The sequence below is a fragment of the Arthrobacter sp. B6 genome (assembly GCF_001663775.1).
Taxonomy (GTDB): domain Bacteria; phylum Actinomycetota; class Actinomycetes; order Actinomycetales; family Micrococcaceae; genus Arthrobacter.
In genome coordinates, this window is sequence record NZ_KV467168.1 from 1,899,813 (window position 1) to 1,914,289 (window position 14,477).

General features: G+C 64.8%; 12 protein-coding genes and 3 tRNA genes. 4 read left to right on the forward strand and 11 right to left on the reverse strand.

The genetic code is table 11. From position 1 onward, the window contains the following. Window positions 1-3: 3 nt before the first annotated feature. From AU175_RS08255 to AU175_RS08285, 7 genes are all read right to left on the reverse strand, one after another. Window positions 4-981 carry an ABC transporter permease gene (locus tag AU175_RS08255; RefSeq protein ID WP_066287377.1) on the reverse strand — a complete coding sequence of 326 codons (978 nt, stop codon included), beginning with the start codon at window positions 979-981 and terminating at the stop codon, window positions 4-6. Window positions 982-1,134: 153 nt separating this feature from the next. After that, complete coding sequence (locus AU175_RS08260; RefSeq protein ID WP_066287379.1) at window positions 1,135-2,808, reverse strand: ABC transporter substrate-binding protein; 1,674 nt, start codon at window positions 2,806-2,808, stop codon at window positions 1,135-1,137. A 76-nt stretch (window positions 2,809-2,884) separates the two neighbouring features. Next, window positions 2,885-3,943 carry a LacI family DNA-binding transcriptional regulator gene (locus AU175_RS08265; protein WP_066287380.1) on the reverse strand — a complete coding sequence of 353 codons (1,059 nt, stop codon included), beginning with the start codon at window positions 3,941-3,943 and terminating at the stop codon, window positions 2,885-2,887. Between the two features lie 231 nt (window positions 3,944-4,174). Beyond that, on the reverse strand, window positions 4,175-5,923 hold the full coding sequence (locus AU175_RS08270; RefSeq protein ID WP_231938605.1) for a BCCT family transporter: 1,749 nt from the start codon (window positions 5,921-5,923) through the stop codon (window positions 4,175-4,177). A 376-nt stretch (window positions 5,924-6,299) separates the two neighbouring features. Then, window positions 6,300-6,375: transfer RNA gene (locus AU175_RS08275), tRNA-Phe, on the reverse strand. Between the two features lie 48 nt (window positions 6,376-6,423). After that, window positions 6,424-6,497, reverse strand: a tRNA-Asp gene (locus tag AU175_RS08280). A gap of 92 nt (window positions 6,498-6,589) precedes the next feature. Then, window positions 6,590-6,662, reverse strand: a tRNA-Glu gene (locus tag AU175_RS08285). A 169-nt stretch (window positions 6,663-6,831) separates the two neighbouring features. Here AU175_RS08285 and AU175_RS08290 point away from each other — a divergent pair. Next, window positions 6,832-7,854 (forward strand): PHP domain-containing protein, encoded by a 1,023-nt coding sequence (locus tag AU175_RS08290; protein ID WP_066287381.1) that lies wholly within the window; start codon window positions 6,832-6,834, stop codon window positions 7,852-7,854. Between the two features lie 6 nt (window positions 7,855-7,860). On the opposite strand, the gene AU175_RS08295 is transcribed toward AU175_RS08290, so the two are convergent. Then, window positions 7,861-8,544, reverse strand: a complete 684-nt coding sequence (locus AU175_RS08295; protein WP_066287383.1) for a DsbA family protein — start codon at window positions 8,542-8,544, stop codon at window positions 7,861-7,863. A 125-nt stretch (window positions 8,545-8,669) separates the two neighbouring features. Here AU175_RS08295 and AU175_RS08300 point away from each other — a divergent pair, with 125 nt between their 5' ends. From AU175_RS08300 to AU175_RS08310, 3 genes are read left to right on the forward strand one after another with little or no spacing between them, the layout of a single operon-like run. Next, window positions 8,670-9,632 (forward strand): DMT family transporter, encoded by a 963-nt coding sequence (locus tag AU175_RS08300; protein ID WP_066287386.1) that lies wholly within the window; start codon window positions 8,670-8,672, stop codon window positions 9,630-9,632. Between the two features lie 26 nt (window positions 9,633-9,658). Then, window positions 9,659-10,087, forward strand: coding sequence for a metallopeptidase family protein (locus AU175_RS08305; RefSeq protein ID WP_066287387.1), 429 nt, complete (start codon window positions 9,659-9,661; stop codon window positions 10,085-10,087). A 42-nt stretch (window positions 10,088-10,129) separates the two neighbouring features. After that, window positions 10,130-11,050: a cation diffusion facilitator family transporter gene (locus tag AU175_RS08310; protein WP_066287388.1), complete on the forward strand. Its 921-nt coding sequence runs from the start codon at window positions 10,130-10,132 to the stop codon at window positions 11,048-11,050. Between the two features lie 72 nt (window positions 11,051-11,122). Here AU175_RS08310 and AU175_RS08315 read toward each other — a convergent pair whose 3' ends face one another. The 3 genes from AU175_RS08315 to AU175_RS08325 all read right to left on the reverse strand — a co-directional run bounded on the left by AU175_RS08315 (window position 11,123) and on the right by AU175_RS08325 (window position 14,428). Next, complete coding sequence (locus AU175_RS08315) at window positions 11,123-11,929, reverse strand: ABC transporter permease (RefSeq protein WP_066287389.1); 807 nt, start codon at window positions 11,927-11,929, stop codon at window positions 11,123-11,125. Window positions 11,930-12,050: 121 nt separating this feature from the next. Continuing rightward, entirely contained in the window at window positions 12,051-13,103 is a 1,053-nt protein-coding gene (locus tag AU175_RS08320; RefSeq protein ID WP_066287390.1) for an ATP-binding cassette domain-containing protein, read from the reverse strand. Beyond that, on the reverse strand, window positions 13,100-14,428 hold the full coding sequence (locus tag AU175_RS08325; protein ID WP_066287393.1) for a LolA family protein: 1,329 nt from the start codon (window positions 14,426-14,428) through the stop codon (window positions 13,100-13,102). Before AU175_RS08325 ends, AU175_RS08320 begins: the two co-directional genes overlap by 4 nt. Window positions 14,429-14,477 lie beyond the last annotated feature (49 nt).

The window sequence follows — 14,477 nt, forward strand, 5'->3', positions numbered from 1 at the left end:
GTCCTAGTTGCTGCGCACGCGCGGGTCGAGGCGGACGTAGAGGATGTCCACCAGGAAATTGGCCAGCAGCACCGCGGCCGTGATGGTCAGGAACAGCCCCTGCATCAGCGGGTAGTCCAGTCCCTGCACGGCGGCCAGCAGCTGGTAGCCGACGCCGGGGTAGGCAAACACCACTTCCGTCAGGAGCGCGCCGCCCACCACAAAGCCAAGGCTCATACCAAATGCCGTGACGGACGGCAGCATGGCGTTGCGGGCGGCGTAGCGGAACATAATGCGGCCCGGGCGCAGGCCTTTCGCCTGGGCCATGGTGATGTAATCCTCGGCGTTGGTGGCGATCATGGTGTTGCGCATGCCCAGCATCCAGCCGCCGATCGAAACCAACACGATGGTGAGGGCGGGCAGCACCAGGTGCATGCCGACGTCGGACACGAACGCCCAGCTGTAGCTCGGCTCGATGGTGTCGCTGAAGGCGTGCCGGATGGGGAACCAGCCCAAGGTGACGCCGAACAGGTAGAGGGCGCCCATGGCGAGCCAGAAGTAGGGAAAGGATCCGATGAAGATCAGGAGCGGCGGAAGGGCCGAGTCAACGGCTCCGCCGCGGCGCCAGGCGGCCAGGATTCCCAGCAGGTTGCCTACGACGGCGGCAATCACCAGGGCGGTTCCGCCCAGCAGGAGCGTCCAGCCCACCTGCGAGCCGATCACCTCCGTGACCGGGGCGGGGAAGCGGGAGATGGAGACCCCCATCTGGCCGGTGATCATGTTGTGGACGTAGCCGACGTACTGCTCCCATAGGGGCCGGTCGTCCACGCCGAGCAGTTTGCGCAGCTGCTCGATCTGCTCAGGCTGCATCCGGTCCTGGGTGCGGGCGAACATGCGGGATACGGGGTCACCGGGCATAAAGCGAGGGAGCAGGAAATTCAGGGTGATGGACACCCAGAAGGCAATCAGGTAGAAACCCAGGCGGCGCAGGATAAAGCGCACGGTTTCCCTCCATTCGGGAATTGCGGAAAGTTTGGGTGGCGGGCCCGGCTGCTGCCGTGGAGGCGGCAGCCGCCGGGCCCGCTTGGTGGCTGGGCCCACGCCGTCAGGGTTCCCTGGCCAAAACGAAGCGAGGTCAGGGTGTGGCGGTGGGGATTACTTGCGGGGTTCCAGCGTCGTCAGGACCAGCACCGTGGTGGGAGTCCGGACGGAGAGCGTGGCGTACGGGTTGTCCGCAGTGGGCCAGCCCGTGAACCGGGTGTCGGTGAAGGCTCCCCATTCCGGTCCGGCGAACAGCGGGATGACCGGGGCCAGGGAGCTGTACTCTTCCTGGAGCTTGTCCACGACGTCGTGCTGGGTGTCCTCATCGGCGGCAGCCGCGAATTCGGTCAGGAGGGCGTCGGCGTCCGGGGCAGCGAAGCGGTGGTAGTTCTCGAAGGCCTTCTCCCCCACCGGCTTGACCGTGGCCGATCCCATCAGGCCGGCGAAGTACTTGTACGGGCTGGGGTCGTTGGCGCTCCACACGATGCCGGAGTCGAAGTCGCCCGTCTCGTAGCCAGCCACCACGGCGGCCCAGTCCGGGGAGTCAACCTTGGCAGTGACGCCGATTTCCGCGAGGTTCTGGGAGATCACGTTGGCCACGGAAAGCCAGTCGGAGGATGCAGCGCCAACGGAGATCTTGAACTCGAAGGGCTTGCCGTCCTTCAGCGTGCGCTTGCCGTCGGCGCCCTTGGCGTAGCCTGCGTCGTCCAGGATCTTGTTTGCGGCGTCCAAGTCGAGCTTGGTCCAGTCACAGTTGTCCTGGACTTCTTTGTTCTTCCAGGTCTCATAGTTGCCGGACAGGCCGGTGCAGTCTGCAGGCTTGGTGTAGCCGCTCATGCCGATCTTGGTCACCTGGTCCCGGTCCACGGCCATGCTGAGCGCCTTACGGACGTCGGTGTCGTTGAACGGGGCCTTGGTGGTGTTGAGCTGCCAGTTGATCATGGCGCCCGTGGGCGGGAACCAGTATTTGCGGTGCTCGGGATCTTTGGAGATAAACGTCTTTTCGATGTTGGGCATGTACTGCGGGGCCCAGTCCACGTCGCCGTTGGCCGCGGCGAGGTTGGCGCCGTCGTTTCCTGCGAAGGCGAGCATTTTGATGCCGGCGATCTTCTGTTTCTCCGGCTGCCAGTAGTTGGGGTTCTTCTTCAGCACGAAGGACTGCGCCTGGAAGGTGTCCACCTCGGTGTAGGGTCCGGTGCCAACAGGCGTTTCGTTGGCTTCCTTCTCGGGGTCGGCGAGCTTTGACCACACGTGGTCCGGGAGGATACTCAGCTGGCCGAGGTCGTAGAGGGCCGGTGACCACGGGGTTTTGAAACTGAACGTGACCTTGTCGGCGCCCTCGGCGGTCACTGTTTCCAGGTAGTCGTAGCCGCCTTTGATCTTTTTCTGCAGGGCGAATGTGGTGACCACGTCGGCGGGGACCAGGGGCTGGCCGTCGGACCACTTCACGCCGTCGCGGAGCGTGAAGGTGATGGATTTTCCGTCCTCGGCCGCTGTCCATTCAGTAGCGAGCCAGGGGGTGGTGTCGCCCTCGGCAGGGTTGTAGATGAGCAGGGATTCGTAGATCGCCTGCTGCGTCATGGGGGCTACAGTGGGCGCGAACGGGTTGAAGTTGCGGACAAACGTGCCCATGTCCTCGCGGGGAATGGTCAGGAGGGCGCTTTCTGCTGAGCCGCCGGCGTTGGACTGGCTACCCTGGTTGGCCGAGCAGCCGGTAAGCAGTAGGGCACCCACGGCCAGGCCGGCCGCCGTGATGCGGGCAGACCTGAGGAATCGCGATTGTGTCATGATGGATATCTCTTTCCTCTCTTCATCGCTGAAGGTGAAGGTGGTTGGGGGTTGCTTTTCAGTAGTTGATTTGCCGTCAGACTGAAAAGCGTTCTAGCAGCGGACAGTCGACCATCTGCTGATGGGCGGTGATCGGCTGTCCTGCTGTAAGGCTTGCGAGTGTCTGGACACCCAGCGCACCCATCTCCTCGAAGGGCAACGCAACCGTGGTCAGTTTCGGCCTGAGGTAGGCCGCAATGAGTTCCTGGTTGTCGAAGCCGATCACGGCGATGTCTTGGGGGATGGCGAGCCCGCGCTCCTTGATGGCGTCGTAAGCGCCCATAGCCATCCGGTCGTTGAGGCAGAACAGGGCAGATGGCCTGCCTGCCCCAGCCGGGTATTTATCAAGAATCCTGCAGGCGGCCTCGTAGCCGCCGTCCGCCGTCGCGTATCCCGAGACGACAAGATCAGGATCCAGTTCCAGCCCCGCTCCGGCGAGTGCTTCGCGGCAGCCCTCCAGTCGTCCGACGGCGGCTGGAATGTCCGGATCCAGGTTGATGACACCGATCCTGGTGTGGCCGGCCTGGAGCAGCCGTTCGACGGCGACGCGGCCGCCGGCGCGCTCGTCCGGGACGATCGAGGGCAGCTTCCCGTCCGCGTCAAAGCAGTTGATCAGGACGGTGGGCACCTCGTTGGCGCTTTTGGGAACGTGCACGGCCCGGTGGAAGGTGGCCGCGTAGAGAAGTCCTTCCACTCTTTGCTCAAGCAGCTTTTCAAAGGCTGCATCTTCCATGCCCTCGTTTGGTCCTACTGCATCGGCCTGGTCGGAGGGGGCAATGAGCAGGAACCGTCGGGACAGCCAGGCTTGGTCCTGCGCGCCCTTGATGATGTCTACGGCGAACGGTGCCGTGACGATCTCCGTGACGATGCCGTACCAGTCGCTGCGCTGCGATGCCAGGGCGCGCGCCCCGGCGTTGGGCCTGTAGCCGAGTGCCTGGACGGCTTCGAGGATCCGAGTGCGGGTTTCCGCGGAGATGCTGGCGTTCTCCCTCTTGCTGAGGACGAAGGAGACCGCAGTGCGGGACACTCCGGCGTGCTTGGCGACGTCAGCCATGGTGACGCCGCGTGTTGCTGCCACAGGTGGGGTGTTCGCCATTGAATGCTCCGGAATCCGTACTTGGGCCGGCCGGTAGTGGCCAGCATGGGTACCTTGGTAACGCGCGTTAGTTTGAGCGTGTGATTTAGATTACGCGCGTTAGTTCCCGGCTGTCAATAGCGGAGGGGGAGGAACCGAACAGGGCGGACAGCACAAAGCACCGGTCCGAAAGAACCGGTGCTTTACGCGACGCCGCCCGCTACCGGGCGTACTGCCAGAGGAGCAGACCGCCTACTTATCAGGCCAGCGAGTCCCGTCGTGGGGACCGTTCCGCTCCGCAGGACCAGTCCGGACTTCCGCGTGGTCCCCCGCTGCCAACCGCTCGCTCAGCTGCGTCTCCACGGCCTCACTGACCTGGTCCGCCACGTGCTCCTGGTAGTGCTCCTGGACCGAATCATGGATCTGCTCAGCAACATGCTCCTGATAGTGCTCCTGGACCGAATCATGCATGGAGTCCTGCATTTGCTCTGCGACATGGGCAGTCAACTGCTCGCGGGCCAGCCTGCGTTGTGCGCGCATCAAGATGGTGTGCTCCCGGTGGAAGGCCTTGGCCGTAGAGATGCACATCAGGATGATCACCACGCTGAAGGGCACGGCTGTCAGGATCGCCGCCGTCTGTATGGCCTGCAGGCCGTTGGCCAGGAGCAGTGCGATGGCAACAGCTGCGGCCGAAAGTGCCCAGAAGATGCGCAGCCAGTTCTTGGGCTCCACATCGCCGCCGGTGGAAATCATGCCCATCACCAGCGACCCGGAGTCCGCCGACGTGATGAAGAATATGGCGATCAGGAGAACGGCGCCCACAGTCAGGACAGGTCCGCCGGGAAGGCTGCCCAGCAGGCCAAACAGCGCGCCCTCGGTATCCACGCTGCCGTCCTCGCCAATCAGCCCTCCGACTCCGAACAGCTCGCGGTGCATCGCTGCGCCGCCCAGGACGGAGAACCACAAGAAGCCGACGGTGGTAGGCACCAGGAGGACGCCGGCAACGAACTGCCGGACCGTGCGGCCCTTGGAAATACGGGCGATGAAGATCCCCACGAACGGTGCCCACGAGATCCACCATCCCCAGTAGAAAGTGGTCCAGGCCGCCTGCCAGGCCTCACCCTCTGCGCCGGAGAAGGCCAACGTGTTGAAGGTAAGGCCGAGGACATTCTGCAGGTAGTGGCCGATCGACTGCACGAACTCGCGCAGCAGGAACAGGGTCGGGCCAGTGAAGAGCACCACAAGCATCAGCAGCGCGGCGAGGACCAGGTTGGTGTTGGATAGCCACTTCATGCCCCTGCCCACACCCGACACCACGGAGACGATGGTCAAGGTGATGATGCAAAGGATCAAGGCGATCTGCGTCATGGTTGTGGCCTGAAGGATGTTCGCCTGCTCCAGTCCCGCAGAGATCTGCAGGACTCCGAGACCCAGCGACGTGGCGACACCGAAGAGCGTGCCTACCAGCGCCACGATGTCGATGACGTTGCCCCAGCCGCCGGCGACGCGCTTGCGGCCCAGGAGCGGCTCCAGCGTCCAGCGGATGGAAATTGGCCGGCTCCTGCGGTGCACCGCGTAAGCGATGGATACGCCCACCACCACATAGATGGCCCAGGCATGAAGTCCCCAATGAAGGTAGGTCTGCGTCATGGCATGCTGGGCGAGCTCCAACGGCGAACCTTCAACGCCCGGTGGCGGCGCCGCAAGATGGTTAAGGGGTTCCGCCACGCCAAAGAAGACCAGGCCAATTCCCATGCCCGCCGCGAACAGCAGGGCGAACCAGGACATTACGGAAAACTCGGGTTCGTCCTCGTCCTTGCCCAGCTTGATGTCGCCGTAGCGGCTGAGTCCGATCCACAGGGCAAAAACCACAAAGAGTGCTACGGCGGCGACGTAGTACCAGCCGAACCATCTGATGACGTTGCCTTGGATGCCGGTGAAAACATCCGTGGCTGCCGCGGGAAAAAACGTGGCGAAGAGGACAAATACGATGATGGTCATGGCTGCTGGCCAGAAGACCCATTTGGCCAGTTTCTGGTCGCTTGGAGGCTGGCCCCGCCTGTCTCCGGTCGTCGGCGGCGCTGCCTCCTGCGATTGACTGATGGTCCTGGTGCCTCGTGTGGCGGACATTGCTAATTTCTCCTTATGCACTTTGTAGCGCTCAGACTGCTCCAGCAGGTCCGTCTCGTGTACATTCGTCTGTTCGATGTCTGCTGTGCAGCCTGCAAGTCTACGGAAGGGTATGGCCCCTGGTCCGGGCAGAGGCTGGCTTTGGGGGCATTGATGCAGGATCGAGACGTTTTCCGCCGTGCATGTCGACAACTGTAGGCCGCTTAAATGAGAAAAGCACCAGTTCCGAAGAACTGATGCTTCCCAGTGGTGGCTCCGACCGGCGTCGATCCGGTGACCTTTCGATTTTCAGTCGAACGCTCTACCAACTGAGCTACAGAGCCTAGGTGACATGTCACCATGACCGCCGGAATTTCTTCTGGCAATCAGAGCGACCCTGACGGGACTTGAACCCGCGACCTCCGCCGTGACAGGGCGGCGCGCTAACCAACTGCGCTACAGGGCCTTGCTTTTCTTGCTTCCGCAGTATCGCTACCGCGTTTTTTCAAGGCTTCCAGCCTACCAGACTTTCTCAGCCTGTTTGACCAGTTCCTTGCGTACCCCCAACGGGATTCGAACCCGTGCCGCCGCCGTGAAAGGGCGGTGTCCTAGGCCGCTAGACGATGGGGGCCAGAACCCGTTCGGAGCAAAAAGAAAAGGCTTCGAGCCGAGGCTTTCAGTCTTTGTCCTTCGCAGTTCCTCCGAACTGGACTCTAAAACTATAGGGCCTCTGCCGGGATAATCCAAAATCGGGCCCCAGGCCCCTGAACAAAGTGCCCGGAAGCGGCGAAGATGTACAGATGGATGCCGTCGCCGCGCTGAATGAAATTGCCTTCTGGCTGGAGCGTGAACGCGCCGCCACGTTCAAGGTCCAGGCCTTCCGGAAAGCGGCGGACATCATCGCCGGCCTGGACCCGGCCGAACTTGAGGCGCGGGCACAGGATGGCAGGCTCAAGCGCATGAAAGGGATCGGTGACCGGACGTACCAGGTGATCCGCCAGGCGGTGGACGGCGCGGTGCCGGACTATCTGGCGGACCTTCGCCAACGCAGCACTGGATCGTTGGCTGAGGGCGGCAACGAACTCCTCTCCACCCTGCGCGGTGACCTCCACAGCCACAGCGACTGGTCCGACGGCGGCTCCCCCATCGCGCTGATGGCCGAAGCCGCGAACCTGCTGGGTCGCGAGTACCTCGCGCTCACCGACCACTCCCCCAGCCTCAAGATCGCCAACGGACTAACCGCCGAACGTCTTGCCGAACAGCTGGACGTCGTGGCCGGACTCAACGCCGGCACCAGCGCAAACGGCTTTACGCTCCTGGCCGGGATAGAGGTGGACATCCTGGAGAACGGCGAGCTGGACCAGGCGCCTGAAATGCTGGACCGGCTGGACATTGTGGTGGCCAGCGTCCATTCAAAGCTGCGATCGGACCGGAGCACCATGACACGGCGCATGCTCGCGGGCATCCGGGATCCGCACACCAACGTGCTTGGCCACTGCACGGGCCGCCTGGTTGAAGGAACGCGCGGGACACGTCCGCAATCGGAGTTTGACGCCAAGAAGGTCTTCGCCGCCTGCGCGGAAAACAACGTGGCGGTGGAGATCAACTCGCGCCCCGAACGGCAGGACCCGCCGGATGACCTGATCCAGCTCGCCCTCGACGCCGGCTGCCTGTTCTCCATCGACAGCGACGCGCACGCCCCGGGCCAGCTGGACTTCCTGCAGTATGGCGCTGCACGGGCTGCCAGCAACAATGTGCCAGCCGAGCGCATCATCACCACCTGGCCGCTGGACCGGCTCCTGGAATGGTCCAGCAGGCCCTGACCGGAGCTATTTCACGGCGTCGGCGAGCTTTTGCCGGAACTCCTGTTTGGTGCTGAGGGTGAGCCGTTCACCGTTGAGGAAAAACGTCGGGGTGCCGGTCACGCCAAGGGCCGTTCCGTCCGTGATGTCGGCCCGGATGCGTTCTTTGGTCTTGTCGTCAGCAACGGCGGCGTCGAACGCAGCCAGGTCCAGCCCGAGCTCCCCGGCGAAGGTCCTGAACAGGGGCGCCTGTGATTCGGCTCTCCCGTGCCACTGGTCCTGGGTTTCGAACATCCTGGCGGACATCTCTTCAAATTTTCCTTGCTGCGCCGCGGCTTCCACGGCCAAGGCGGCATGCCCTGAGTTCGGGTGCGATGACAGCGGGAAGTACCGGTTGACGAACGTGATCCTGTCGCCGAACTCCTGCCTCAGTTCCTCCACGAAGGGATGGATGGAACGGCAGGCCTCGCACTCGAAGTCCAGGAACTCCACGAGCTGCGCCTTTTCCACCGCCGGAGTGGTGAGCCGGTGGCTGTCTGCACGGACAAGCTGTTCACTGCCGGCCGCCACGGGTGTGTCCTGCGACGGCCTGTTCGACGTCAGCACCGCATACCAGGCCGCACCGCCGACCACGACGACGGCCAGCAGGATCCAGATGACGACGCGTATTCGCTTGGCGGCGTCCGGCGTTGACGTTGTGGCTGAGACCATGGAACGCATCCTAACCGAGCCCGCGCACTCCCCTCGCCGTCCACGCACACTTTTTGGCAGGAACTCGACTAGACGTGGCCGATTTCCGCCAGCTCAGGGTCACCGGGCCGGGCTAGATTGGCAGCATGGCAACCACCTCCCCCACCGACTCTGCGACATCAGCGGCGCCTCCCGCATCGTCCGGCCGCGTCAAGGCGCTCGGCGTCGCAGCCGTGGCCATCACCGTGGTGCTCTGGGCGTCGGCGTTCGTCGGCATCCGGGCTATTGGCCCCACCTTTTCCCCTGGCTCCCTGACGCTGGGCAGGCTGGCTGTCGCCGCCGTCGTGCTTGGCGCCGTGGTGTTGCCGCAGCTGCTGAAAAGCAGGATGCTGCCGCGGGGACGTGAGTGGTGGCCGATCCTCGCGTACGGCCTGATGTGGTTCGGCGGCTACAACGTTGCCCTGAACGCCGCCGAGCACGTGCTGGACGCCGGCACCAGCGCCATGCTGATCAACGTCTCCCCCATCCTCATTGCAATCTTGGCCGGCGTCTTCCTCAAGGAAGGCTTCCCTCGGTGGCTGATTATCGGCAGCCTGGTGGCGTTCGGCGGCGTGGCGCTGATCGCGTTTGGCTCGGGGCCGGGTTCGGGGGATGGCCCGACGGCGGATGTTTCCGGTGTGCTTCTCTGCCTCCTGGCCGCGGTGCTCGCCGCAGTCAGCGTCATCGTCCAGAAGCCGGTGCTCCGGAAACTTCCGGCCGGCCAGGCCACATGGTTCGGAATCCTCGTGGGGGCGCTCTGCTGCCTGCCGTTCACCGAGCAGCTCGTTTCAGAGCTGCAATCCGCACCGCTGCCGGCAACACTGGGGCTGATCTACCTGGGCGTTTTCCCCACTGCCATCGCCTTCACCACGTGGGCGTATGCGCTGTCGCTGATCGATGCGGGCAAACTGGCCGCCACCACGTACCTGGTGCCAGGCACCACCATCCTGATCTCGTGGCTGCTGCTGGGCGAGATCCCCACCGTCTGGGGGCTCGTGGGAGGCGTGGTCTGCCTGGTGGGAGTGGGCCTCACGAGGCGCCGGTCCCGCGCTCCCCGGAACGCTGCGTGACGGGGTTTTCCCGCTAGAGTCGGGGTATGCCCGCACACCTTCCGCCCGGACTTCCCATCATCCCGGACGGCCCGCAGGAGAGCCCTCCCTTCTCAATGTCCGACGACGAGTTCGAATCCGCGGTCAGCGACGCCCTGAACCGGATCCCGGCCAAGATCGCCGAGGCGATGGACAACGTTGCGGTGTTCATCGACGACGACTACGTTCCCGGGCCCGGCGAGGATCCTGACACCGTCCTGCTGGGGCTCTATGAGGGGGTCCCCTTGACGGAACGGGACTCCTGGTGGGACGCGGGGTCCCTGCCTGACCGCATCACCATCTTCCGCCAACCCATCCTGGACATTTGTGAGTCCCGTGACGAAGTGGTCCAGGAGGTAGCGGTGACGGTCATCCACGAGGTTGCCCACCACTTCGGCATCGACGACGAGCGCCTGCATGAGCTGGGGTGGGATTAGCGCTGCCGGTTGCAGGCCTGCCCGGGGACTAGCCTTGTAGGCATGGGACACGACCACCACCATTCACACGGGATGACGGCAACCGGCCGGCACCGCAAACGGCTGATTGCAGTCCTGGCCATCACGTTGTCGGTTGTGGTGGTCCAGGTGGTGGGCGCTGCGCTGTCCGGATCGCTGGCACTGCTGGCGGACGCGGGCCACATGCTCTCCGACGCCGCGGGCGTGACCATCGCACTGCTGGCCGCGTGGATTGCCGGACGGCCAGCCAGCGACCAGCGGACTTATGGCTACCAGCGCGCCGAAGTCCTGGCGGCCCTGGCAAACGCGCTGATCCTGATTGTGATTTCGGTGGTCATCTTCTCGGAGGCCATCCGGCGCATCGGCACCACCCACGAAGTCCAGACCGGCATCATGCTTTTCGCTGCCATCCTGGGCCTCGTGGCCAACCTGGTGTCCCTGCTGATCCTGCACGGCGCACATAGGGAAAGCCTGAATGTCCGCGGCGCCTACTTAGAGGTGCTCGGTGACCTGTTAGGGTCATTCGCCGTCATCGCGGCAGCGGTGGTCATCCTGCTCACGGGCTACCAGGCCGCCGATACCATCGCCTCAGTAGTGATCGCCCTGATGATCCTGCCCCGGGCCTGGAGCCTGCTGCGGGACGTGGTGGATGTCCTGCTCGAAGCAACGCCAAAAGGGGTTGAGGTGCAGATGATCCGCGAGCACATTCTGTCAGTTGACGGCGTGTCCGATGTCCACGACATCCACATCTGGACCATCACCTCAGGAGTGCCAGTGTTTTCCGCCCATGTGGTGGTGGAGGACGGGGTGCTCAACGCCCGCGGCGCGGACCAGCTGCTGGACAAGCTGACCACGTGCCTTGGTTCCCATTTCGATACCGACCACTGCACTTTCCAGCTTGAACCGGCCAGCCACTCCGAACACGAGTCTGAGCAGCACGCGTAGGTTCAACTGGGTAGCAGTAAGTGTTGTTACGAGCCCTCAAAACGACACTTACTGCTACTTACTTGGGCTGGGTCAGGACAGGACGTCCTTGGTGACGAACCTGCCGTAGGCCAGCGCACCGAACACGGCCACGTAGCCAGCCTGCAGCAGCGCATTGCTGGCGAAGGAGTCCCACAGCACCGGCTGGCGAAGGAGGTCCCCAAATCCAAGCCAGTAGTGGCTGAACAGCCACGGGTGCAGCCACTCCAGCTGCGGCAGCTGGTCCAGGACCTGGGAGACGACTGACAGGACTACCGTTGCGGCCATGGCGCCCACCGGGACGACGGTAAGGGTGGACAGGAAAAGTCCGATTGCCGACAACCCGGCCAGCGACACCGCCAGGTACGCCGCGATCAGCACCAGGCGGACGGCAGCCTCCGGCGGCTCGACCACATCCCCGGACAATAGCGTGACCGGCCCTATGGGAAACAGAGACGCACCAATGGCCGCCCCCGCCAGGGCGACCGTGACAGGCGCTGCCAGGCAAAAGGCCAGGGCACCGGCGTACTTCACCAGCAGCAGGCGGACCCGCCCTGCCGGTGCCACCAGCAGGTACCGCAGGGTGCCCAGGCTGGCCTCCCCCGCTATGGTGTCGCCGGCAACCACCCCCACGGTCAGCGGAAGAAACAACGGGACGGAGACCAACATCGCAGTCACCGCAACAAAGAGCCCGTTCTGGGCGATCCGGTCCAGGAAAGCTGGACCTCGGCCCGCCGGAACGCTGGACGAGAGCCGGACTGCGACGGCGATCAGCACCGGTATGGCAGCCAGCGCCAGGAGCATGGCCCAAGTACGGCGGCGCCTGAACAGGACGTTCAGTTCGGAACCCAGCAGAGGCACGCTTGATGCCGCCCGATCCCTCGTCGAGGCGCTCCCGGAGACGGCGCCTGATTCGCCGTCGGAGGACTGGCCGCCGTCAGACCTTCCCCGCCGTAGCCTGTTGGACAGCTCTCCCGGCACGCTACTGGGCAACGTCGAACCCCTCCCCCGTCAGCGCAACGAAGCGGTCCTCCAGGCTTCCGCGTTCAACCGAGAAGCCACGGACCCTCACCCCGGCGTCCACCAGGCAGGCAACAATCTCCTCCGGCGCCACGGCGCCATCCCCTGCAGCAGCGGGCCCGGCCAGTGACCTGCCTTCAGCCGCTGTGGCGGTGACCACCTGACCGTCGGACCCCGGACTGCCGGCCACGGGAGTCATCCCCAGCCGCGCCAGGACACCCAAGGCGGTGCCGGCGTCGGGCGTTAACAGGCGGATCCGGGCCTCGCCGGCCTGCCGAAGTTCCGAGAGCGGCCCCTGGGCAACGAGCCGGCCGGTGCTCATGATGGCGGCGTGCGTGCAGATCTGTTCCACCTCCGCCAGCAGGTGGCTGGAAACGAACACCGTGGCGCCGTCGGCGGCCAGGGAGCGGACCAGGTTCCGCACTTCACGGGTCCCCTGCGGGTCCAGTCCGTTGGTGGGCTCGTCAAGGACCAGGAGCTCCCGCGGGGACAGCAGGGCGTTCGCTATTCCCAGGCGCTGCTTCATGCCCAGCGAATAGGCATGGACCCGCTTGCCGGCCGCATGCGAGAGCCCCACCCGCTCCAGCGCTTCACCCACCCGGGTCCGGCGCGTGGCCGGGCGCGCATGGCGGCTTGCGGCGTCCAGCCGGTGCAGGTTCGCGGCGCCGGACAGGAAAGGATAAAAGGCAGGCCCTTCCACGAGTGCGCCCACCCGGGGCAGGACCTCCTGCAGCCGGTTCGGCATTTCCAGCCCCAGGACGCTGACGGTGCCGGCCGAGGCCGCGGCGAGGCCAAGCATCATGCGGATGGTGGTGGTCTTCCCGGACCCGTTCGGTCCCAGGAATCCGAACACTGAGCCGTGGGGCACCGCCAGATCAACGCCGTCGACGGCGACCTGGTGGCCGAACCGCTTGGTCAGGCCCTGTGTTTCAATGGTCAGCCCGGCCGTACCTTGTCCGGGCCCTGTCCCCGTTGCCCCTGTCCCCGTTGCGGTTCTGCCCACAGCGGCGGTCATTTGGCCACGGCGCCCGCTGCGGCCTGCAGCCGCTCCGGCGGAACCATCCCGACGAAGATCCGTCCGTCGTCGGTGATCAACACATTAACCAAAGTGGTGGACAGCAGCCGTCCGCCGGGAACGACGACGGCGGCCTGGGCGAGGAAGGGATCCTTCAGCAGTGCTTCCCTCAGCATGGATGCCTGTCCGGCTGGTGGTGCAGGGAACCCGATCACGGTTTCCCAGCCGGCGCCAGTGACAGTGGGCCTCGGCATGGCGGGCACGGTGTGCGAGCGTCCGGCCTCCACGAATGCGTCAGGCGTGATGACCATGCCTGGCGATCCCGGGAAGCCCGACGTGATCGGCCAGGGCCGGGCACCGGGCAACGGCAGCTGCAGTTCCTTGACGGTGGCGCCGGGCGGTGGGACGAAGGTGAACAGTGAATCGTCCGGCCTGGACAGGGACAGGCTGGTGAATCCTGTCTGGAAGGCAGGCTCCGCCTGGTCACGTGCCGTCACCGACACGCGGAGAGGCAGTCCCGTTTCGCCGTCGACGGCGACGGCGACACGTCCTACCAGGGTCCCCTGCGTCCGCGGCTCGAGCAGAAGGTTGTAGGCCGCCCGGCCGGCTACTTCGACGTCCGGTCCCACCGTGACCTGGGTTGAGCTGTCCATGGCGGCCAGCAGCTTTGTGGCCAGGTCAATGGGTGACGGGGTGGAATATTCCGGTCTTGGCATGACAGGCGCCGGGAGTAAATATTCCGGCTTTGGCATATCAGGCGCCATGCGGGCATCGGGTGGCCCGGCTTCCGGCGGGCTGGCTGGCTTCGGCGCGGATGGTTCCCGGTCCGGCTGCGCGGGAGCAAACTGCGGCTCCGGCAGCGGCGCTGGCAGCGGCAAATCACGCGCGAACGCAGGAAGCGTCAGGTGCGCGGCCGAGTTGTCCCTTGAGCTGTAGAACCAAATCTCGCTGTCCCTGCGGATAAGGTCGCGCTCCGCGAGGCGATCCACGACCTGGATCCTGACCTTCTTCGGACCATCCATAAACACCCTTGCGGTGTGCTGGCCGGTCAGTAGTTCGGCGATTGAGGCTAGTCCCCCGGCAGACGCAGGTCCGGAGGACGGCCCGGTGTTGGGCAGTTCCGGCAAACCAAGCTCGGAGGTCTGCTCCACTGTGCCGGAAAGCGTTTTAGTCCCGTGTTCGCTGAGCAGGGCAAGCACCTGCGCCGGGGTTTTCTCCGGCAGGGGGTCGCCTGCGCGTGCCGGGATGGATCCCGCCAGCACACCGGCGGCGATCACGGCTGGTACTGCGGCGGCGGGCACCCACCGCACCCATGCGCGACTCATTCCAACCACACTCCATCCTTGGAGCCCATAGGTTCAGGTTACGCCTGGC